The organism is Alicyclobacillus sp. CIJ1 (assembly GCF_057538885.1).
Genome location: NZ_BAAJPH010000060.1, coordinates 45,547 through 65,548 on the forward strand (window position 1 = coordinate 45,547; position 20,002 = coordinate 65,548).

Below are 20,002 nucleotides of genomic sequence, written 5' to 3' on the forward strand. Positions count from 1 at the left end.
GAATTGGTATGTCCGGAGGATTGCAGAGGGGGTATGGCCGTGTCAACACGCATGAAGATCTTGTTAGCCGATGATCACCATGAATTCGCAGAGTTGTTGAGCGAATTCATTTCCGGACAGCCGGATATGGAGGTCTGCGGGATCGCGCACAACGGCACGGAGGTGCTCCATCTGGTGCGCGAAACGGGGCCGGATGTCTTAATTCTCGACATCATCATGCCCGTGTTGGACGGGCTTGGGGCGCTGGAGCGCCTTTCGGAAGTCACGGATCATCCGCCGAAGGTCATTATGCTCACCGCATTTGGTCAGGAGAGCGTCACCCGGCGCGCCGCGGAGCTCGGGGTGTCGTACTTTATCCTGAAGCCGTTCGACATGCCGGTGCTGGCCGAGCGCATTCGCCAGGTGATGTTCGAGGCGCCCGCGCCGGTGGCCGCGACATCTCAGGTCGTTGCGACGCCCATGTCCGCGCCGTCACCTCCCTCGCGTCGCTCCATTGACGCGCAGATCACACAAATCATCCACGAGATCGGCGTACCCGCGCACATCAAGGGGTACCACTACCTGCGCGAGGCGATAGGCCTCGTATATGAGGACGTCGAGATCCTCGGTTCCATCACGAAGGTGTTGTATCCCAAGATTGCGCAGCGATTCAAGACGACGCCTTCGCGCGTCGAGCGCGCGATTCGCCACTCCATCGAGGTCGCGTGGGGCCGCGGCAATATGGAGGCCATTCGCCGCGTGTTTGGGTACACGGTTTCGGCCGCCAAGACCAAACCCACGAATTCGGAATTCATTGCGATGATTGCGGATCGGCTTCGGATGGAACACCGCGTCGGTTAGACCAAGTCGGCTGGCCGCGAACGCCTGTTGCCTCTCTTTGCGCCTGCCACGGCCAATACACCGAGAAGGGCGCAGGCTCCGCTCCAGAGCCAGGCCATGTCGTCCTGATAATACCAAGCCAGCGATGCCGTCCAAAGCACATTGGCGAACTGCAGAACTGCGGCGCCCGACAATGTCCAGACGGCGATGCATCCTGCCAGGATCAAGGCCAAAGCCGCGGTCAATTCCGCTGCACCGGCAGCTTCGAGCTGGGGAATGTCCGCGGCGGCACCGGCCCGCGCGAGCGCCAAACAGGACCAGATGCCGTAACCGCCGAGTATCCAAGACGTGGATGCCATCCATCCTTTCCACTTGCGCATCGGCTCACCCCTTGGCTCAGCAGGTCTCTAGAACATCGTATGCGCGACGCGAGACCTGCATGTCCGCCGCGGTCGAGATTTTTGGCCGCTCATGCCCGTTGTGGTAATGTTACGGCAGAGGGAGGGTGACACGATGCCGGCACCGCACACGCTGGAGGGATGGTACGTGCTCCACGACTTCCGCGTCATCCGGCGCGAGGCGTGGAAGAAGACGGATCCGCACACGGCCGCCGCCGTGTTGCGCGACTTCGGCGCGTTTGTCCAGGGTGAGCTCGAGGCACAGCGCGCGCGTTTGGGCAGCTTTGGGCAGTTCGTCATTGCGGGCACAAAAGCGGATCTGCTGTTTTTGTACATGCGGCCCACCATCGGCGAGTTAAACGATGTCAAAGCGAGGTTTGAGGCGACGCGCTTGGCAGATTTCACGGACCGAGCGTATTCCTATGTGTCGGTGGTCGAGCTCGGCGGATACCTCGCCAAGCCGGGCGTCGACGTCGAGCAAGACGAAGCGCTCCAGTTGAGATTGAAACCTCCCGTGCCCGAAATGCGGTACGTGTGCTTTTACCCGATGAACAAGCGCCGCACGCATCCCGACAATTGGTACATGCTCGATGAAGGCGAACGCAGGAAGCATCTGATGGCACATGGGCAAATTGGCCGTCAGTTTGCCGGAAAGGTCAAACAGATCATCTCTGGTTCCGTTGGCCTGGATGACTGGGAATGGGGTGTGACACTCTACGCGGACGATCCCATCCATTTCAAGAAGCTGATCTACGAGATGCGGTTCGACGAGTCGAGCGCTCGTTTCGCTGAATTCGGACCGTTTTACATTGGTGAACAAGTCGACGTGGAAGGCCTGACCACGTGGATGATGACGCTCCACGGCTAAGAGAGGAGAGGACCGGAGATGGTGGATCTCGCCCGGGAAGTGGAGGCCATTCGCGGCGATCTCGTCGCGTGGCGCCGACATTTGCACGAACATCCGGAACTCAGTTTTCAAGAGCGGGAGACAGCGGCGTTCATCGAGCGAGAGCTGACGAAGATGGGGGCGTTCGAGATCAGCCGACCCACCGAGACAAGTGTCGTGGCTCGATTGGTCACCGGCCGCCCAGGCCGTGTCCTCGCGCTACGCGCGGACATCGACGCGCTTCCCATCGAGGAAGACACCGGGCTTCCCTTTGCATCGAAGAATCCGGGTGTGATGCACGCGTGCGGTCACGACGGACACACTGCCATGTTGCTCGGCGCATGCAAGGTGCTCGCCGCACACCGCGACCAACTGCGCGGCGAGATCCGGTTCATTTTTCAACACGCGGAGGAATTGACGCCGGGTGGCGCTCAGGAGTTAGTGGATGCCGGTGTGTTGAACGGCGTCGACGCCGTGATCGGTCAGCATCTTTGGCAAGGTATGGAGAGCTGCCGCATTGGCGTGCGCGCAGGTGAGCTCATGGCTGCGCCGGATACGTTTCACATCCGCATTATCGGGCAAGGTGGACACGCGGCGCAGCCTCATCTCACGGTGGACCCTATCGCCATCGGTGCCCAAATCGTCGTGAGTCTCCAGCAGCTCGCCAGCCGGCGAGTGGACCCGTTTGAGCCGTTTGTGCTGAGCGTGACCAAGTTCGTCGGCGGGACCGCGGACAACGTCATTCCGAACGAAGTGGAGCTCTGCGGTACGGTGCGGACGTTCCGCGAAGAACGCCGCACCTGGGCCGCACAGGCGATGGAGGCCTTGATCAAGGGCATCGCGGAAGCGCAGGGCGCGTCGTACGAGTTTCGTTACGAGCGGGGCTACCGACCGGTGGTAAACGATCCAGAACTCACGGCCTTTGTACGAGCCACCCTCGAGGAGGAGTTCGGCGATCTCGTCACGGACGCCGAGCCGACGATGGGCGGCGAAGATTTCTCGGCGTATCAAACGGTGGCACCCGGTACGTTTTTCTTCACGGGCATTCGCCGCTCCGACCGAGACGCGTATCCGCACCATCATCCACGCTTTGATATCGACGAAAACGCCCTCGTCGTCGGATGCCGCGCGCTTGTCGCACTCGCAACCAAGTATCTCGGGCAGGCGTGAAGCGTGGGGCTACGCTTTCGCCTCCGGATCCAATCGGAACAATTCGGAACCGTGCAGGCGCAGCCACGTTCGCTGCGCCTGCCAGTTTGGCATAAAGCGCTCTACGAGTTTCCAAAACTCCGGGCCATGGTTCATGTGGGCCAGGTGTGCAAGTTCGTGGATAACCACGTAGTCTACTACGGCTTCAGGCGCCTGGATGAGTCGCCAGTTCAAGTAGATGTGCCCCTTGCTCGTGCAACTCCCCCAACGGCTCCGCTGCGCCTTGACCCCAATGCGCGAAGGTCGAAGCGCCATGTTCTCCGCCCACATTATCGCTCGCCTCGGCAGATGCTTCAGGGCCAGTGCGCGGAGCATCGCATACACTTGCGCGTGTACGTCGTCCGCGTACTCAGGCACCCACACGATGTAGTTGTCGTGATCGATGTCGCAGCCCGTCTTTGCCCACGTGCGGATCACGTAGGGCTGCCCGAGGATTCGGATCTCGTCGCCCACCTTGAGCTGTGGCATCGCGGTGAAGGTCTTGGCCTGGGTCTCTCGCAGCCAAGATACGTTCTGCCGGATGACCTTCTCCACAAGATTCCATGGAGCCCAACGTGGAGCGCTGACGGAAAATCCGCGTTCATCGGCGCGGAGCACAATCCGCTTCTGCCTCGGCCGTCCCGCTCGAACGCGGATGAGGAAAGCTTCCTGGTCGACTTGGAGTTCATATGCGACGATTTGACCCCTATGGTTGCGAACGATTTTCAGATCCATGGCTCCACTTTATCGCAATAAGCTCGGACGGGCGAGCGCATACCCGAGGCGCAGTGGGCCTAAACTATCCTCATCAGCCTGCAGTCCTCGGAGGGAGTCTCGCATGCCATCTCGTCGCGCGTTGTCCGCGGCCTCACTTCTCGCAGTCCTTTCGCTGACAGGCGCCGTCGCCGGGTGTGGGCGCGAATTTGAGGTGCATCCTTCGGCGCTCGTGGGTCAGTCGCTTCCGCCTTCTATCGCCGACGCGCCTACGACCGTCGAGCTGGCGCATTATCAAATGCGAAACCCACACTTCGAAGTCTTGAGCCACGGGTCCACCCTGCACATCTGGTCGGACGATCACGGCTGGAACGGCCACCGGGTGGATCTGTACTACGCTCCCGCCGCCATCGTCACGGCGTATCACGGCGACTACACGCTCAAGTCGAACGCGCATCTCCAGCGCATCGCGTCCGTGCCCATCCGGAAAAACCAGACGTGGTTTGCGGCGTGGAACGTCGGGTCGTATAGGCTTCCCGATGGATTCTACCTGCTCGCGAAAACCGATGTTGGCCAAGCCACGATCGAAAAGGTCGTGTGGCAACAGGGTCACTACGTCGAAGGTGGCGTGGATTCCCCTGTTCAGTGACGCGGTCATCGGAAATGACTCCAGGCCTTCCATAGCCATTCGAAGAGCACGCCGCCCGCCACCGAGATGAGGAGTGAGATGACAAACCGGGCCAGCGTAAACGGTATACCAAAGAAGGGGAACTCGGCGGGGAGGCGCGCGAGGGAGGTCAGTTGCCACGATGTGGTAAACGCTACGACTGCGCCTGGCGAGGCGTCGGCAGCGAGCAGGCTCACGGCAAGAGGATACACCGCAAAGCGGGATCCGGTTCCGAGCATCCCCAGCGCGGCACCGAAGACAATCCCCACGATTCCCGCTTCACGCCCCAGCCATCGCGCCACCAGTTCGGGTTCGAGCCACTGGCTGACGAGCCCGGCGAGAAACATGGAGACGATGATCCACGGCAGCGACTGCGCAAGCATCCCGAGGGACGATCGCGCCGCTTCTAGGGCGTCGGCCGGTTCCTGCATATACGCCAGTGCGTAACCGAATCCAGTCGCGACAGCGACCCAGACCAATGTCCGATCCACGTCATCATCCCCGTTTCAAGGTGATGCGTTCAGGTGGAGTGCGTGCACGGTGGACGCCCAGGAGGTGGCGTCGGACCACGCCAGCGACCACACGGCAACGCCCGCCAGACCGTCGTCGCTTACGAGTTGAAGCCAGTCGTCGTACGTCTGAGACGTGGGATACCAGACTTCTGCGTAACCCGTCTTCGTGGGATATTGGGTAAACATCAGACCGAGGGAATCGTTCCACGTCCCAAGCGGCAGCCGGTATTCATTCAGAATGGATTGCACCGCTCCGGCGCTCACCGCATCGCTCTGAACGCTCCCGTCCGTGTTCACGTACCAGAACCGCGTGTAAAGTGGAATGCCAAGCACCAGCTTGTTGGCAGGCACCCCGGTGTCCAAGAGATCGTTGACACTGCGCTCGACCCACGGGAGGTCGGCCACAGGCCCTGGATCCGGGTCGGTGGCCCAGTGCTCGTCATACGCCATGAGCACCACCTGATCCACTTCGTCCGCGAGCGCGGCGTGAAAGAAGGCTTCGGAGTCGTCGAGTTGTACAATGTCCGGCGTGAGATCGAGCGACAGATCGATGCCAAGCGAGTGCAGTCGCGCGTGGAGCTTGCCTACAAAGTCTGTGAAGCGATTGCGGTCAGCTGCGGCCACGTTCTCAAAGTCGAGGTTGACGCCATTCAGGTGATAGGCGCTCGCCTGGTAGGCGATTTCGTCAATCAGGTTGGTCACCGCGCGAGGATTGGCCAAAACTTCGTGCGTGAGGGTTGCTGAAAACTGATTGTCCACAAGCGCCCATACTTGAATGTGGCGCTCTTGCGCGTACTGCACAACCGTCGGCAGCGCGCTTCCGGACAGGTTTCCCGATGCGTCGGCGAGATGAAACCAGGTTGGGCTGACGACGTTGACGCCGGGATTGTCCTGGATCCACCGGACGCAGGTCGTCGGATTCGTCGAAGGGAGCCAGCCGATGACGAGCGTGTGGCGGCTTTGGGCCATGGCCGCAATGGAGTTGAGCAGGGACGTCTGCAGTCCCCCGCCTGGGTCGCTCGGTGCGACCTGGGGGAGCATGTGACGAAGGATAGCGACTGGATTGACGAACAGCGACTGCAGGCGCTCGGCCACGGCGCGAAACGGGGTGGCCTTGCTATGTTCGTTGGCCGGAGGCCCGTCGTTTCCGAAGAGGGCGTTCACTTCGATGGAAGCAAGTGCCTGGACCTCCGATTCCGCCAAACGGTCGGTGAAGGGTTGTCCAACCGCGGATGCCAGCGAGATCACAAAGCCAGCCGCAAGGAGGAAGAGCGCGGAAATAGCGGCAATCCGTTCGGCGATGAGGCGGGAAAGTTTGCTGCGGTTCACACGTAGCACGCTCCTCGTCCATTGAGCCTCTGGCTCATCTCTATGACGGGAGCGCAGCTATTATGTAAAGCTCATGCGCTACGGATTCGGCCGCCATTCGGCCGATCCGTCCGCGAAAAACTCCTTCTTCCAGATGGCCACCCGAGCTTTGAGTCGGTCGATGAGCGCCTGACAGGCCTCAAAGGCCGACTTGCGATGCGGGTGCGCCGCACCGCAGATGACCGCGACATCCTCTGGGTACAGCGTGCCGATTCGATGCCACACGAGCGCCTTGACGCCCGCAAACTCCCGTTCGATTTCGCTCACTAACTGCTCCAACTGGACCTGGACCATCGCTTCGTACGCCTCGTACTCGATGCGCTCCGTTTGCCGAGGGCCTGTCCACCCGCGTACGGTCCCGAGGAACAGCACGCAACCTCCGTGCCGGGCATCGGACAACAGCGCCTCCGCTTTCTTCACATCGAGGGGTTCTCGCGTGAGGCGCGCGTACGCATGCTCGCTTTCTCCACCGCCGACAGGCGGGATGAGCGCAATCTCGTCGGTCGGGCGGACGTGACGCGACGGATCGGCCAATTCCAAATTGACAGCGACCATCACGTGGTCGAGCGCATCGTGAAGCGCTGGATAGGCTTGCCTCAAGGCGCGCAGAACATCGGAGACTGTCGCATCGTCTGGTACGTCCAGCTCAAGTTTGTCTTGTCCGGCCAACTCCTTTACATTGGCGAATAGGCGAATGTCGACGCGCATGTAGGATTCACCCCAGTCAGTTCGAATCGAATAAGGAGCGATGGACGTGAATGCTCAGGACGTGTTTCACCACTTTTCGTCAGACGGCCGGCCGCATATGGTGGACGTCAGTGAAAAACCCATCACGACCCGCGTGGCCGTGGCTGAAGCGCACATCCGCATGTCACGGGCGACGCGCGATGCTATTGTACATCACGCGGTTGCCAAAGGCGACGTGATGAAGGTAGCCGAGATCGCCGGCATCATGGCGGCAAAGCGCACGAGTGATCTCATTCCGCTCTGCCATCCGGTGCCGCTGCATCATGTATCCGTCCGCATTGAGGAACATGCGCTTCAAGCGGAGGAGGCGGTATTTCGGGTGCGCGCAGAGGTTCGCACTGCTCACCAGACCGGCGTGGAGATGGAGGCGCTCACGGCCGCATCCGTCGCCGCGCTCACGGTGTACGACATGTGCAAGAAGGCGGATCGCGGCATGACCATCTCGGACGTGCGCCTGGTGTTCAAGGACGGCGGAGCGAGCGGTCGGTACGAGCGGAACGAGCACGGTGGTTCCGGCAGCGGTTGAGCGTTACAATAGATGTCGGCAATTGACCTTGTGAACAGGGATGATGATCGATGGGGAAGCCAGAGGCCAGCGTTCGCGTGATCGACACGGGCACCACGACGGCTCGCCCGGAATGGCTCAAGATTCGCGCGAAAACGGGTGACAATTATAAGCAGCTCAAAGCCATCATGCGCACGCAGTCGCTCCACACCGTGTGCGAAGAGGCGCATTGCCCGAACCTGTTCGAATGCTGGGAAATGCGCACGGCCACGTTCATGATCCTCGGCGACATCTGCACGCGCGCGTGCCGCTTCTGCGCGGTGCACACCGGCCGTCCCAATGAGCTCGACTTGCGCGAACCGGAGCGCGTAGCGGATGCGGTGGTCGCAATGGGGCTGGAACACGTGGTCATCACCAGCGTGGCCCGCGACGATCTCGCCGATGGGGGAGCTTCTGTCTTTGCGGAGACGATTCGGGCGGTGCGGCGGAAAGTCCCGACCTGCAGCGTGGAGGTTCTCATCCCCGACTTCGACGGCAACTGGGACGCTCTCGCGACCGTGCTCGACGCACATCCCGATGTGCTGAATCACAACATCGAGACCGTGCGCCGGTTGTCGGACTCGGTGCGCTCACGAGCGAAGTACGATCGGACGCTCGAGTTGCTCCGGCGTTCGAAGGAGATAGCGCCGGATATTCCCACGAAGTCAAGCATCATGGTGGGGCTTGGCGAGACGTTTGAGGAGATTTACGAGACGATGGACGATTTGCGTGCGGTCGACGTCGACATCCTGACCATCGGCCAGTATCTCCAGCCGACGGCCAAACACCTGCCGGTGGTGCGCTATTATACACCCACCGAATTCCTGCGCTTGCGCGGAGAAGGATTGAAGCGCGGCTTCAAGCATGTGGAGTCCGGGCCCATGGTTCGCAGTTCGTATCATGCGAAAGATCAGGTGCCTTGGCGCCAAGCAGAGAAGCCCGCTGAGAGTGGGGAGTGAGTTCGTTGGCCACGTTGCTCGTTTGGCGTTCGCTAGGCGTCGTGCCGTATGACGACGCACTGGACATGCAGGTGAGTCAGGCGCTCAAGCTCTTGAACCTCGAAGACGATACGCAGACCGTGTTCGCGCTCGAGCACCCGCGCACCATCACCATCGGCCGCAACGGGTCCGACGCCAACATCCTCCTTCCCGTCGAGGTTCTCACCCGCAGGGGGTTTGAGGTGCGCATGGTCGATCGCGGCGGCGACGTCACCTACCATGGCCCGGGCCAGTGGGTGCTGTACCCGGTGCTTCATCTAGCCCCATGGGGGAATGACGTGGCTCGATTTGTGCGCAACCTGGAAGAGGTCGTCATTCGCGCGCTCGCGGAAGTCGGCATTGAGGGCCGTCGCATCGATGATTTGCCTGGGGTGTGGGTGGGCGATGATAAGATCTGCGCGGTGGGTGCGCGGGTGAAAAAGCGCCCGTCAGGTGAATTTGTCACGTATCACGGCATCGCCCTGAACGTGAACACGCATCTCCAGGACTTCGACGTCATCGTCCCGTGTGGCATCCGCGACCGGGGTGTGACGAGCGTGGCTGCGGTCTTGGGTGAGCCTCAGGACATGAAAGCGTGGGAAGATCGCCTCCGCAACCACTTCTCGGAGGTGTTTGCCTGCGAGGTCGTGATGACGGAGGCACCCGCGTGAGGGCGGGATCGCGTGCGGCCGACGAGCAGTCGGCCCTCGCTTTGTTTCTGGAACTTTTGCACATCGACAGTCCGTCGGGGGGCGAGCAACGCGCGGCCCGCTTTTGCGCCGCTTGGCTGGAGGACCTTGGCCTGTCCGTCGACTGGGAGCCTGTCGCCGTCGGTGACACCGTTTCCGCCAATCTTTGGGCACATGCGCCGGGCGATTCGACGCTTAGTCCGGTTTTGGTGTGCGCGCATTTGGACACCCGTTGGGCCGGGGTACCCGATGTGCGGCGGCGAGCCGACGGATGGATTGAGAGCGGGAACGACGTGCCGCTCGGCGCGGACGACAAAGCGGGCGTAGCCGCCGTGATGGCGGGGGTGGCGCGAGTCGTGCAGGACGGCAGGCGGCATCCGCCCATCGAGATCTTATTTTCGGTCGGTGAGGAGTTGGGAAGCGCCGGCGTCCGGGCGTCTCGGCGGATTTCCTCCCGCGCGCGGCGCGCGCTGGTTGTCGATGCGGAAGCGCCGGTCGGCACGCTAGCCGAGGCGGGATACGGACAAGCGCGCCTGTGGCTAGGCTACTCCGCGCGCGGAGAAGCCGACCGGTTTTCCGTGTGGCGGACACTGCAGGAGGCTGCAAAACGTATCGGAGCCGGGCTGACGGGCGAACTGGTGCGCTTTCTTTCCTCGGATGTGGGCTTCGAGGCGGAATTGGCCGTCTGGTTCTCGCCAGAGGTCGCCTGGCGGATCGCCAAGGCGCGCTACGATTCGTGGTTGGCCGAGCTCGAGCGGAGCACAGCGCCTCGCGAGGTGCGATCCGACCTCCTGTACCCGGCCTACGACGTGCGATCCAGCCCGTGGCTTCACGACGTGCGACGCCGGATGGAGAGGGAGGCCACGCCCATCCTTTGTGCGCGTATGCGAGACGGATGCGACGCGAATTGGGTCGCGTCCATGGGGCTTGTGCCTGTCAACGTTGGAGTGGGCTACGAGCGCGCCCATACGCGGGCAGAGCGGATCCATGAAACAAGCCTTGCGCGGCTCACCCGGCTGCTGATAGCGGCGCTTTCGGAGCCGTAGGATAAAGGGAGGGAAATGCATGCGGGAGCAGACGGTAGCGGAAGAGCGGCTGTTCACCGGCCGGATCATTGATGTGCGGCGTGTCACCGTGAAACTGCCCAACGGCCATACGAGCACGCGCGAGGTGGTGCTACATCCGGGCGCCGTGGCCGTGCTTGCAGAAGTGGATCCGGGTAAGGTGGTCTTGGTGCGCCAGTTTCGCAAGCCGTGTGAACGGGAGCTATGGGAAATCCCCGCCGGCAAGCTCGAGCCCGGTGAGGAGCCCGAGCGGGCGGCAGCGCGAGAGCTGTCTGAAGAGACTGGGTATCGATGTGCAGGACTTCTCGTGCCGGTCCACACCTTCTACACGGCGCCGGGCTTCAGCAACGAGAAGCTGCACGTGTACTACACCAACGACGTGGAGCGCGGCGCAGAGCACCCCGATGGCGATGAGTTCGTCGAGTCTCAAGTGTTCTCTCGCGACGAGATTTGTCGAATGTTGGCGGCGGGCCAAATTGAAGACGCCAAGACGCTCGTAGCGCTTTACTGGTGGCTGGCACGGCCGTGATGCGGGTGTTCGCCGACTTTCACGTTCACACGGGAGCCGCAAAGGGCCGGCCCGTCAAAATGGCTGCGTCGCATCAATTGACCGTGGCGGCCTCCCTTGACTGGGCAATCCGTGTGAAGGGGCTGCACGTCGTGGGTCTCGTTGACGCCGTCTGCGACCCCGTGCTCGAGGAGATCCGGGATCTGTGTCGCGCGGGACTTCTGGTTCCGGTCCCGGGCGGCGGTTTGATGTATCAGGGGTCACTTTTGGTCGTGCTTGGGGCGGAAGTGGAAATCCGCGTCTCAGAACATGGCGCCGCGCACTTCGGATGTTGGCTTCCCACGGTCGAAGCGGCGGCTGACTTTCAAATGTGGTTGAAAACGGTTCAGTCCAACACCGGGTTGTCCTCGCAAGTCGCGCGAACCGACCCAACCCGACTGGCCGAAGAGGTCCATGCGAGAAACGGCCTGTTGGTCGTGCACCACGCGTTCACGCCGTTCAAGGGGCTCCTCGGCAGTGCGGCGGATCGCGTCGCGGACATCATGCCGCTCGAGGTCGTCGACGCCGTCGAGCTCGGGCTGTCGGCGGATGCGGACATGGCGGATCGCCTGAAGGAAATGAGGGAATTCACGTTTCTGTCGAATTCCGACGCTCACAGCCTTCCTTCCATCGCGCGCGAATTCAACGTGCTGGCCTTGCAGGAGATGTCGTTCACCGAGATTCAAGCCGCGTGCCGTCGGCTCGGCGGGCGCGCGGTGTTGATGAATTTAGGTCTTTATCCACCGCTTGGCAAGTATTATCGGACGCGTTGCCGATCCTGCGGAGCGCTGGTCGCGTCGAAATCGTGTGCCTGTGGCGCGGACACAGGGTTGGTGCAGGGAGTGTGGGATCGGATTGAAGCCATCGCGGACGACGACTCGCCTGTTCATCCGCCGTGGCGGGCACCCTACCGCTACATCGTTCCCCTCTCCTTTGTCCCCGGCGTGGGACCTCGGACGTACGCCAAGTTGCTCGATGCGTTCGGTGGGGAAGCCTCCCTGCTGTACGCTCCGCCCTCTGAACAGGCGCTCGCCGACGTGGTCGGAGCGAAGATGGCCGCCCGAATTGCGGCAGCTTTGAGCGGCCGACTGCCTGTCTCGCCGGGCGGTGCCGGACGGTATGGGCGCATCGAGGAGGCGTGAGGGTCGGCATTCGAGCGAGTCTATTCATCGACTGCTCGTCATAGACATGGTCGTGTCTACGTCTCCGCGATTCGGGAGGAGGCACGGTCATGAGAGCAACCGCGTGGATGGCCCGCAGGCGCTCGCCTTTGTCGCTTTCGCTCGCTTGGTTTCGGTTGCGGCGATGGGTAGCGCGCCGGCTGTCCCAGGAAGCGCATATTTGGGCGTTTCTGCTTGGCATGGTCCTGTCCGGCGTCGCCTTTGGTGGGATTGTGGCTGGAGAACTCCGGCCGGCGGACAAGCTGGAGCTTGCCAATCAGTTGGAGGCGTTCCTGTTGGCTACGCTGCACGGCCAGCTGGCATCGGGCAGTTCGGTGTTCGCAAGCCGGTTTGTCTCGGACGCGGCTTGGCTTGCGCTCGTGTGGCTGGCGGGTTCCTCTGCGGTAGGTATACCCATCGTAGCGGCCGCGGTGTTCGCGCGCGCCTTCGAGACGGGTTTCGCCGTGGCGTTCACCTCGCTTCAATTCGGGTGGAAGGGTTTTGTGGTGGCTTCCATCGGGATCTTTGTTCATCAGGCCATTTTCCTGTTCGCGTTTCTCCTGGCGAGTGTCAACGCCATCCGGTTTTCGTATCAGATTGTCGCCCAATCCGTTCCCCTCTATCAGTGGACGCTTCAGTTCGTGAGGTATACTGGGAGAAGCGTGATGTGCCTTGGCGGCGTGATGCTCGCGGCGGCTGTCCAAGCGTTTGTTGTTCCGCCGATGGTGACCCGGCTGCTGGGAGGATGACCATGGCTGCGTTTATTCGCCGAAACGAGCCGTTCACCTGCGCGCACTGCGGCCTCCGGGTGGAGCCTGCAGAACGAACGTGCCGGAACCACTGTCCTCGCTGTTTGTATTCTCTGCACGTAGACGTTGAACCGGGCGATCGCGCCAATTCGTGCGGTGGGCTCATGGAACCGGTGCGCGTCGAGTATCACTCCAAGAAGGGACTCCAGATCGTCCACCGCTGCACCCGCTGCGGACAGGAGACGCGCAACATCGCGCTGCTTGATGTCGCCGTGCAGCCGGACAATCGCGAGCGGCTGTACGAGCTCATGCGGCATCCGCGGTGAAAGCTCAATCGTCGCACGCAGGGGGTGAAATGCGGTGGACCCAGACATTCGCACCTTTTTAGATCATCTCCGGCTGGAGCGAGGTCTCTCGGAAAATACAGCTACAAGTTACGCGCGAGACTTGACCGATTTCTGTCGCTACCTCGCGCGAGAGCACCGGACCATCCGGGATGCGGACCGTACGGACGTGCTCCGCTATCTGTCCGACCTGAAGGGGCGAGGCATGAAATCGACGACCATTGCTCGCAGGATGTCTGCGCTTCGCTCGTTCTTCCGCTACCTTCTGCGTGAAGGCGTCCTCGAAGCGGATCCGACGGCGCACATCGAGGTGGCGGCTCCGGACGAGCACCTTCCTCGGGTCGTCTCGGAAGAGGACGTGGAACGGCTGATGGCCGCCGTCCGTCGACCGGATGCCATGGGACTGCGCGATCGCGCCATGCTAGAGACGCTCTACGCCACGGGGATGCGTGTGAGCGAGCTTGTGGCGCTGTCGCTCGAAGACGTCGAGCTGGCCGCCGGATTCGTCCGCGTGTTCGGAAAGGGCAAGAAGGAGCGCGTGGTGCCGCTGGGCGAGATGGCCCAGGATGCCCTCCGTCTGTACCTGCGCTACGGCAGGCCGCTTCTGGTCCGGGACCGGGGAGAAGGCGCGGTGTTTGTCAATCGCTTTGGCCGGCGGCTCACTCGGCAAGGGTTCTGGAACATCTTGAAGGGCTATGCGCAGCAGGCAGGCGTATCGGTCGAGGTCACACCGCACACGCTTCGGCACTCGTTCGCCACCCATTTACTGGAGGGCGGCGCGGATCTCCGAGTCGTTCAGGAACTCCTGGGACACGCCGACATCTCGACGACGGAGCGGTACACGCACGTCACACCGCACAGGCTGCGCGAGGTGTATCGCAACGCGCATCCGCGGGCGTAATACGAATGGAGGATATGGGTTGGACAAGCGTCTCATTTGGATTGTGCTCGACAGTTGTGGGATCGGCGCGGCGCCGGATGCCGCGGAGTACGGGGAGGCCGATGTTCAAAGCAATACCATTGCGCACGTCGCGGAGGCGGTGGGCGGACTGCGAGTTCCCAACCTTGAACGCCTTGGCCTGGGGCGCATTGCGCCCATCGCCGGCGTAGCGCCTGTCGGCGTGGGCGGGTATGGCACCATGGTGGAGCGATCCGCCGGGAAGGATACGACGAACGGTCACCTCGAGTTCGTGGGCATTGTCCTGTCACAGCCGATGCCGACGTATCCGAACGGCTTTCCGCCGGAGATCATTGAGCCGTTCGAGCGGTATGTGGGCAAACCGGTCCTTTGCAATCGCCCGGCGTCTGGCACCTGGGTCATCGAGGCTTATGGGAGAGAGCATCTCGAGACGGGCCGGCCCATCGTCTATACCTCGGCGGACAGCGTCTTTCAGGTCGCTGCGCACGAAGACGTGGTGCCCGTGGAGACGTTATACGATTGGTGCGAATACGCAAGGTCCATCCTGGTTGGTCCTCACGCCGTGGGTCGGGTGATTGCGCGGCCGTTCGTCGGCGAACCGGGGCGGTTTGTGCGAACGGATCGCCGCCGGGACTATTCGCTGGATTTCGGCCCGACGGTGCTCGATGCCATCGAGGCCGCCGGATACCCTGTGATTGGGATTGGGAAAATCGCAGACATTTACAACCATCGGGGCATCACGCGGGCGGTGCACACCGCGGACAATCGGGATGGCATGCAAAAGCTGGTGGAGGCGATGGACAGCGAGACCTCCGGCTTGATTTACGCCAACTTGGTGGACTTCGATTCGAAGTATGGGCACCGAAATGACCCAGTGGGATTCGCCCGCGCCATCGAAGCGTTTGACGCGGATCTGGAGGGCGTGCTGTCGCGGCTTCGCCCGGGCGACCTCCTGGTCATCACCGCCGATCATGGCTGCGACCCAACGGTCCCTGGCACGGACCACACGCGCGAACGCGTCCCGATTCTCGCCTACCATCTCGACATGGCCCGGCCCGTCGATCTCGGCGAGCGAGAGACCTTCGCCGATCTCGGCGCCACCGTGGCAGAGTACTTCGGCGTGCCGCTTCCGCCCGTCGGGAAATCGTTTCTCCGGGATCTCCGCCGCGCGTGAACACATAAAGCATGGAGGATGCGTAGCGCCGCTTCGTCTTGCACACACTAACGCCGATTTCGAATCGGTGGACTCCGAGAGAGGAGGTTGCAGGATGAAGCGGCATTCTCGCGCGCTCGGGCTTGGCCTCGGCGCTCTGTGTCTCATCGCGACGAGCGCCATGCCACAGATTGCTCGTGCGGCGTCAGCGCCTGGGATTGCGCAAATGCGCGAGGCGACGGACGCGGGCTCGACGACCTCTACGCCAACCTCAAGCGTCGATCTCGCCAAACAGGCGCGGTCTGCGGTCCTCATGGATTTTGCAACCGGCAAGGTGCTCTACGCGAAAAATGCCCACGAGCGGCTGCCCATGGCGAGTATCACGAAGATCATGACCCTTCTTCTCATCTTCGAAGCGATTGACAGCGGCAAGCTGAAGTGGACCGATCGCGTCCAAGCGAGCGAGCGAGCCGCGAGCATGGGCGGTTCGCAAATCTTTCTCGAACCCGGCGAGACCATGACCGTGCGGGACCTCGTGAAGGGCATCGCCATCGCTTCGGCGAACGACGCCTGCGTCGCTATGGCAGAACACCTTGACGGGAGCGAAGAGGCGTTCGTCGCCCGCATGAACCAACGCGCGAAGGAACTCGGCATGACCGACACGCACTTCGCTAACTGCAACGGGCTGCCTGCTCCAAACCATTATTCCAGTGCGCGCGACATCGCCATCATGTCGAGGGCGCTCCTGATGCATCCCGAGGTCACGGCGTTCACCTCGGTGTACAGCGATTACTTGCGCAAGGATACCGATCACCCCCTCTGGCTGGTGAACACCAACAAACTCGTGCGCTTTTACGATGGAGTCGACGGCCTCAAGACGGGTTACACGCAGGAGGCGAAGTATTGTCTTTCCGCCACGGCGAAGCGCGATGGGTTTCGCGTGATCGCCGTCGTGATGGGGGAGCCGAAACCTACGGTCCGGAATGCCGAAGTCGCGGCGATGCTGAATTACGCATTCGCACACTACAAATCGGTTCAGGTCTATCCCCGCGGCCACGTCGTGGGGCAGGTCGCGGTCAAACGAGGCACGCGCGATCGCGTCGAGGCGGTGACGGCCGAGCCTGTGGCTTTTGTCACCGAGCGTGCCCACAACACCGCGTACACGACCGAGATCCAGTGGATGACGCTCAAGGCTCCCGTGTCCCGCGGCCAGGTCGTCGGACATGTTCTGGTCAAATCGGGAGGACGCGTCGTGGCGGATGTCCCGGTTGTTGCGAAGGAGGACGTGCCAAAGGCCACGTTCTTCCAGAGCCTTGGCAAGACCGTGAAGAAAGTGATCACGTTCGGCCAAGCCCAATGAAACCGCGCCATCAAGCAGGACGCGCCGCCTCAGGCGGCGCGAACCGTGTCGATTGGGCGCGTTTTTTCTTATTGGCGGGGAAATAGCCAGAATCGATCGGGCGCAGCCCATGGCCGTTCGGGATGGCGCTGCGTTTCCCGGGTGACGGCTTCCTCGCAGAGCTGCAGGATCTCGGGGGTGCTCCCCTTGTGCAGATACACTTCGGCCTTCAGATGGAGGTACCCCGAAGGCGCGATGTCGGGATGTTCGGCGACAAGCGCGTCGAGGGCGCGAAGCTCCAACTCGGCCCGGTCGAGATCGCCCAACTCGAGGCTCAGCGAGGCTGCGAGCAGGTGAAGCTGGGCTCGGATCTCAGGGCCGACCCGGGTCATCGCGAGCGCCCGGGATACGCGATCCATTGCGGACGCAGGCTGATGCAGCGCCTGATAGGTCAGCGCCAACTCGTGATCGAGCGCAACCCGAAGGACTTCGTCTCGAGGACTCGTCCTATCCTCCAGATCGAGAAGATGGGACAATGCGCCCGCAACATCTCCTCCGAGTCGCAAGAACGCTCCTAAATTGATGCGGCAGCGCATCGCCAAGGCGCGATTGCCAGCGTCTTCGTGCAGCTCAATGGCGCGCCCCGCATGTTCGATGGCCGCTCGATAGTCGCCGAGGGCTGCCGCCGCACAGGCGAGTCCGTGGTGGGCGTGGGCGCGATCGACCGTGGACATCGGTTCCGTGTCGCGCGCCAGGATGCCTTCGTAGAGGGACCGCGCCTCGGTCATGGGGCCATACTGGAGGAGCAGCCGCGCGAGGGTCATCTCGATCTTCAGACGGAGGGGCATTTGAAGCCCAGATGCCGCGAGCGCTTGGCGCGCGCGCTGCAAGTATAGGATGGCCTCCTCGTCTCGCTGCAACCGCCGCCGCGCGAGAGCCCCGTAATAGTAGCCTCGGACCACGCTCGACATGTCGCCTCGCGCAAACCCCGCGAAGACCAACGCGTCGTAGAGGCGGGCGGCCTGTTCGTAGTCTCCGGCCTTCAAATAACAGTCTCCCATATCCTGAAAGACGAGTTCCGGGCGAAACTGCGAGTGAAGCGGCCAGGAGAGCGAAAGAAAATGCCGAATGGCTTCTTCATAGTGTCCCTGTTCCGCAAGTTGCTTGGCACGGCGATACGTGTGAGCCTCCTCAGACGATCCGGCCAGCTCTCTCTGGAACTCGGAGACATCGACGCCGAGGCGCGCCGCGATCTGGGTCAGCAGTTGGGCAGACGGCATTGTCCTGTCGGATTCGATCTGGCTGATCATACTGGCGGTTGCGAGTCCTCGAGCGAGTTCGGCCTGCGTCATGCCTCGCGCCTTGCGCAGCGCGCGAATCTTTTGACCAAGCGTCTCCATACTTCGCCTCCTATCTTCTCCTTTCCATTGTACCGCCAGCGCCCCTGATGCGTCATCGTTTGGTTGTCGAATTCAGTAGATTCTCCACTACTTTTGTCAATGGGCAGGAATTCCCCGTTTAGGCCGTGAATTTCTTGACCAGACCGCATAAGGAGAGGGGATGCAAGGTGTCTGTCGAGACCAAATTAGAGCGAGGAATCGTGGTGATCGAGTTAAAGGGAGAACTGGATCACCACGCCGTGGAACAAATGAGGGACCGGATCGAACAACAATTGGCGGAGCACGGCTACCGGGGCCTCGTGATGTCGTTTCGGAACATCGATTTTATGGACAGTTCGGGCCTCGGACTCATTCTGGGTCGGTATCGAAGCGTCTCCGAGCACGGGGGGAAAATGGCGCTTTGTGAAGTCAACCCGACGTTGAGGCGGCTCTTCGAAATGTCGGGTTTGCTCAAGGTGATACCCGTTTACGACTCTGAAGAAGCTGCGGTGGCAGCAATCCTGGGAGCGTGATGGCCGTGGAACGAGTGGCCGAAGACGTGCGCGTGGACAACTATCTGCGCCTTGTGTTTCCGAGCCGGTCGGAGAACGAGTCGCTGGCTCGCGTGGCGGTCGCTTCGTTTGTGGCGCCGCTCGATCCGACGATGGAAGAGTTGACGGAATTGAAAACGGCGGTGTCGGAGGCCGTGACAAACGCCATCATTCACGGTTACCCGGACGAGATCGGCGAGGTGACCGTGGAGTGCGCCTTGTACGGAAATCGCGTGCGAGTCGTCGTCGAGGACCGGGGCGTGGGCATTCCCGACGTGGACCTCGCCAAACAGCCGATGTACACGTCGCGCCCCGAGCTCGAACGGTCAGGCATGGGCATGACCATCATGGAGACCTTCGTCGACAAGATGGAGATCGAGTCCAAGCCAGGAGAAGGAACGCGCGTCACGCTCATCAAGACGTTCCGAACTGCCCCTGACGTGATGTGAGGGGGGGTCGCACGTGGATCAGGCAAAGGAGCGCCCCGTTCCACACCATGTGGATGAATATGAGAAACTGTCCGACGAAGAGGTCCGCGAGCTTCTGGAGCGGAGCCACAACGGTGATGCGGAAGCGAGGGAGCGACTCATCGTCCATAACCAGCGCCTCGTGTGGGCCGTCGTCCAGCGATTTCTCGGGCGAGGTTATGAAGCGGAAGATCTCTTCCAAATCGGATGCATCGGCCTGATGAAGGCCGTCGACAAGTTCGACCTGTCTTACGACGTCAAATTCTCGACGTATGCCGTCCCCATGATCATTGGCGAGATCCAGCGGTTTCTGAGGGACGACAGCACGGTCAAAGTGAGCCGAAGTCTCAAGGAGACGGCGAAACAGATCCGCCACGTGCGGGATCGGCTCGCGAAGGAACTCGGTCGCCAGCCGCACATCACCGAGATTGCCGAGGCCATGGGCATGGAGCCTTCGGAAATCGTGTTTGCGCAAGAAGCCCTTCGCGCACCGGCGTCGATCCATGAGACCGTGTACGAAAACGACGGGGATCCCATCTATCTGATGGACCAGATTGCGGACGAGGAGACCGAGGGCAAGTTCGACAAGGTCGAGCTGCACGAGATCATCGGGCGACTGCCGGAACGTGAGCGCTTCATCGTGTACATGCGATTCTTCCGCGACAAGACGCAGAGCGACGTGGCGCGCGTGTTGGGCATTTCTCAGGTGCAAGTCTCGCGTTTGGAAAAGCGAATCCTGCAGCAAATTCGACAGGAACTGGAATAACATCGTCTCTGGAACAACTTGTCGCCGCCCAAGGGCGGCTTTTTTCGCGCCCTCG

General features: G+C 61.8%; 24 protein-coding genes. 18 read left to right on the plus strand and 6 right to left on the minus strand.

What is annotated here, in order from left to right; translation table 11 throughout:
• Positions 1-33 precede the first annotated feature (33 nt).
• Positions 34-840, plus strand: a complete 807-nt coding sequence (gene spo0A / locus AC27E8_RS00800; protein WP_487111316.1) for a sporulation transcription factor Spo0A — start codon at positions 34-36, stop codon at positions 838-840.
• On the opposite strand, the gene AC27E8_RS00805 is transcribed toward spo0A, so the two are convergent.
• On the minus strand, positions 837-1,199 hold the full coding sequence (locus tag AC27E8_RS00805; protein ID WP_487097855.1) for a hypothetical protein: 363 nt from the start codon (positions 1,197-1,199) through the stop codon (positions 837-839). The genes spo0A and AC27E8_RS00805 overlap by 4 nt on opposite strands.
• 133 nt (positions 1,200-1,332) lie before the next feature.
• Here AC27E8_RS00805 and hemQ point away from each other — a divergent pair, with 133 nt between their 5' ends.
• Both hemQ and AC27E8_RS00815 read left to right on the plus strand, forming a co-directional pair.
• Positions 1,333-2,085, plus strand: a complete 753-nt coding sequence (gene hemQ, locus AC27E8_RS00810; protein WP_487097853.1) for a hydrogen peroxide-dependent heme synthase — start codon at positions 1,333-1,335, stop codon at positions 2,083-2,085.
• An 18-nt stretch (positions 2,086-2,103) separates the two neighbouring features.
• Positions 2,104-3,273 (plus strand): M20 family metallopeptidase, encoded by a 1,170-nt coding sequence (locus AC27E8_RS00815; RefSeq protein WP_487097851.1) that lies wholly within the window; start codon positions 2,104-2,106, stop codon positions 3,271-3,273.
• 9 nt (positions 3,274-3,282) lie between these two features.
• Here the strand turns inward: AC27E8_RS00815 and AC27E8_RS00820 are convergent, their stop codons facing one another.
• Positions 3,283-4,026 (minus strand): M48 family metallopeptidase, encoded by a 744-nt coding sequence (locus tag AC27E8_RS00820; protein WP_487097850.1) that lies wholly within the window; start codon positions 4,024-4,026, stop codon positions 3,283-3,285.
• Between the two features lie 103 nt (positions 4,027-4,129).
• Between AC27E8_RS00820 and AC27E8_RS00825 the strand changes: the two genes are divergently transcribed.
• Complete coding sequence (locus tag AC27E8_RS00825; protein ID WP_487097848.1) at positions 4,130-4,654, plus strand: hypothetical protein; 525 nt, start codon at positions 4,130-4,132, stop codon at positions 4,652-4,654.
• A gap of 5 nt (positions 4,655-4,659) precedes the next feature.
• Here the strand turns inward: AC27E8_RS00825 and AC27E8_RS00830 are convergent, their stop codons facing one another.
• The 3 genes from AC27E8_RS00830 to moaD form a co-directional block, all read right to left on the minus strand.
• Positions 4,660-5,163, minus strand: coding sequence for a permease (locus AC27E8_RS00830; RefSeq protein WP_487097846.1), 504 nt, complete (start codon positions 5,161-5,163; stop codon positions 4,660-4,662).
• Between the two features lie 15 nt (positions 5,164-5,178).
• Positions 5,179-6,513, minus strand: coding sequence for a glycosyl hydrolase family 18 protein (locus AC27E8_RS00835; RefSeq protein ID WP_487097845.1), 1,335 nt, complete (start codon positions 6,511-6,513; stop codon positions 5,179-5,181).
• Positions 6,514-6,591: 78 nt separating this feature from the next.
• Positions 6,592-7,260, minus strand: coding sequence for a molybdopterin converting factor subunit 1 (moaD, locus tag AC27E8_RS00840; protein ID WP_487097843.1), 669 nt, complete (start codon positions 7,258-7,260; stop codon positions 6,592-6,594).
• A gap of 46 nt (positions 7,261-7,306) precedes the next feature.
• On the opposite strand from moaD, the gene moaC reads away from it, so the two are divergent.
• The 11 genes from moaC (at position 7,307) to AC27E8_RS00895 (ending at position 16,805) form a co-directional block, all read left to right on the plus strand.
• The gene (gene moaC / locus AC27E8_RS00845) at positions 7,307-7,825 is read left to right on the plus strand and encodes a cyclic pyranopterin monophosphate synthase MoaC (RefSeq protein WP_487097842.1); all 519 of its coding nucleotides are present in this window, start codon (positions 7,307-7,309) and stop codon (positions 7,823-7,825) included.
• Between the two features lie 50 nt (positions 7,826-7,875).
• Entirely contained in the window at positions 7,876-8,802 is a 927-nt protein-coding gene (gene lipA / locus AC27E8_RS00850) for a lipoyl synthase (protein WP_487097840.1), read from the plus strand.
• Entirely contained in the window at positions 8,799-9,491 is a 693-nt protein-coding gene (gene lipB, locus AC27E8_RS00855) for a lipoyl(octanoyl) transferase LipB (protein ID WP_487111317.1), read from the plus strand. The genes lipA and lipB overlap by 4 nt, the downstream gene beginning before the upstream one ends.
• Positions 9,488-10,555 carry a M20/M25/M40 family metallo-hydrolase gene (locus tag AC27E8_RS00860; RefSeq protein ID WP_487097837.1) on the plus strand — a complete coding sequence of 356 codons (1,068 nt, stop codon included), beginning with the start codon at positions 9,488-9,490 and terminating at the stop codon, positions 10,553-10,555. The genes lipB and AC27E8_RS00860 overlap by 4 nt, the downstream gene beginning before the upstream one ends.
• Positions 10,556-10,574: 19 nt before the next feature.
• Positions 10,575-11,102, plus strand: coding sequence for an NUDIX hydrolase (locus tag AC27E8_RS00865; RefSeq protein WP_014464448.1), 528 nt, complete (start codon positions 10,575-10,577; stop codon positions 11,100-11,102).
• Complete coding sequence (locus tag AC27E8_RS00870; protein WP_487097922.1) at positions 11,102-12,262, plus strand: endonuclease Q family protein; 1,161 nt, start codon at positions 11,102-11,104, stop codon at positions 12,260-12,262. The genes AC27E8_RS00865 and AC27E8_RS00870 overlap by 1 nt, the downstream gene beginning before the upstream one ends.
• Before the next feature lie 89 nt (positions 12,263-12,351).
• On the plus strand, positions 12,352-13,029 hold the full coding sequence (locus AC27E8_RS00875; protein ID WP_487097836.1) for a stage II sporulation protein M: 678 nt from the start codon (positions 12,352-12,354) through the stop codon (positions 13,027-13,029).
• A gap of 2 nt (positions 13,030-13,031) precedes the next feature.
• Positions 13,032-13,355, plus strand: a complete 324-nt coding sequence (locus tag AC27E8_RS00880) for an RNHCP domain-containing protein (protein WP_487097835.1) — start codon at positions 13,032-13,034, stop codon at positions 13,353-13,355.
• A gap of 34 nt (positions 13,356-13,389) precedes the next feature.
• Complete coding sequence (gene xerD, locus AC27E8_RS00885) at positions 13,390-14,274, plus strand: site-specific tyrosine recombinase XerD (protein WP_487097833.1); 885 nt, start codon at positions 13,390-13,392, stop codon at positions 14,272-14,274.
• 19 nt (positions 14,275-14,293) lie between these two features.
• Positions 14,294-15,466, plus strand: a complete 1,173-nt coding sequence (locus tag AC27E8_RS00890) for a phosphopentomutase (protein ID WP_487097831.1) — start codon at positions 14,294-14,296, stop codon at positions 15,464-15,466.
• A gap of 94 nt (positions 15,467-15,560) precedes the next feature.
• A complete protein-coding gene (locus AC27E8_RS00895; RefSeq protein WP_014464442.1) occupies positions 15,561-16,805 on the plus strand; it encodes a D-alanyl-D-alanine carboxypeptidase family protein in 1,245 nt (414 codons plus the stop codon).
• A gap of 68 nt (positions 16,806-16,873) precedes the next feature.
• Here the strand turns inward: AC27E8_RS00895 and AC27E8_RS00900 are convergent, their stop codons facing one another.
• On the minus strand, positions 16,874-18,184 hold the full coding sequence (locus AC27E8_RS00900) for a helix-turn-helix domain-containing protein (protein ID WP_487097830.1): 1,311 nt from the start codon (positions 18,182-18,184) through the stop codon (positions 16,874-16,876).
• A 167-nt stretch (positions 18,185-18,351) separates the two neighbouring features.
• On the opposite strand from AC27E8_RS00900, the gene spoIIAA reads away from it, so the two are divergent.
• From spoIIAA to sigF, 3 genes are read left to right on the plus strand one after another with little or no spacing between them, the layout of a single operon-like run.
• Positions 18,352-18,696, plus strand: coding sequence for an anti-sigma F factor antagonist (gene spoIIAA / locus AC27E8_RS00905; RefSeq protein ID WP_008339007.1), 345 nt, complete (start codon positions 18,352-18,354; stop codon positions 18,694-18,696).
• Positions 18,696-19,163 (plus strand): anti-sigma F factor, encoded by a 468-nt coding sequence (spoIIAB, locus tag AC27E8_RS00910; RefSeq protein WP_014464439.1) that lies wholly within the window; start codon positions 18,696-18,698, stop codon positions 19,161-19,163. The genes spoIIAA and spoIIAB overlap by 1 nt, the downstream gene beginning before the upstream one ends.
• Positions 19,164-19,176: 13 nt before the next feature.
• Complete coding sequence (gene sigF, locus AC27E8_RS00915; protein WP_012811051.1) at positions 19,177-19,947, plus strand: RNA polymerase sporulation sigma factor SigF; 771 nt, start codon at positions 19,177-19,179, stop codon at positions 19,945-19,947.
• The last annotated feature ends 55 nt before the right edge of the window (positions 19,948-20,002 follow it).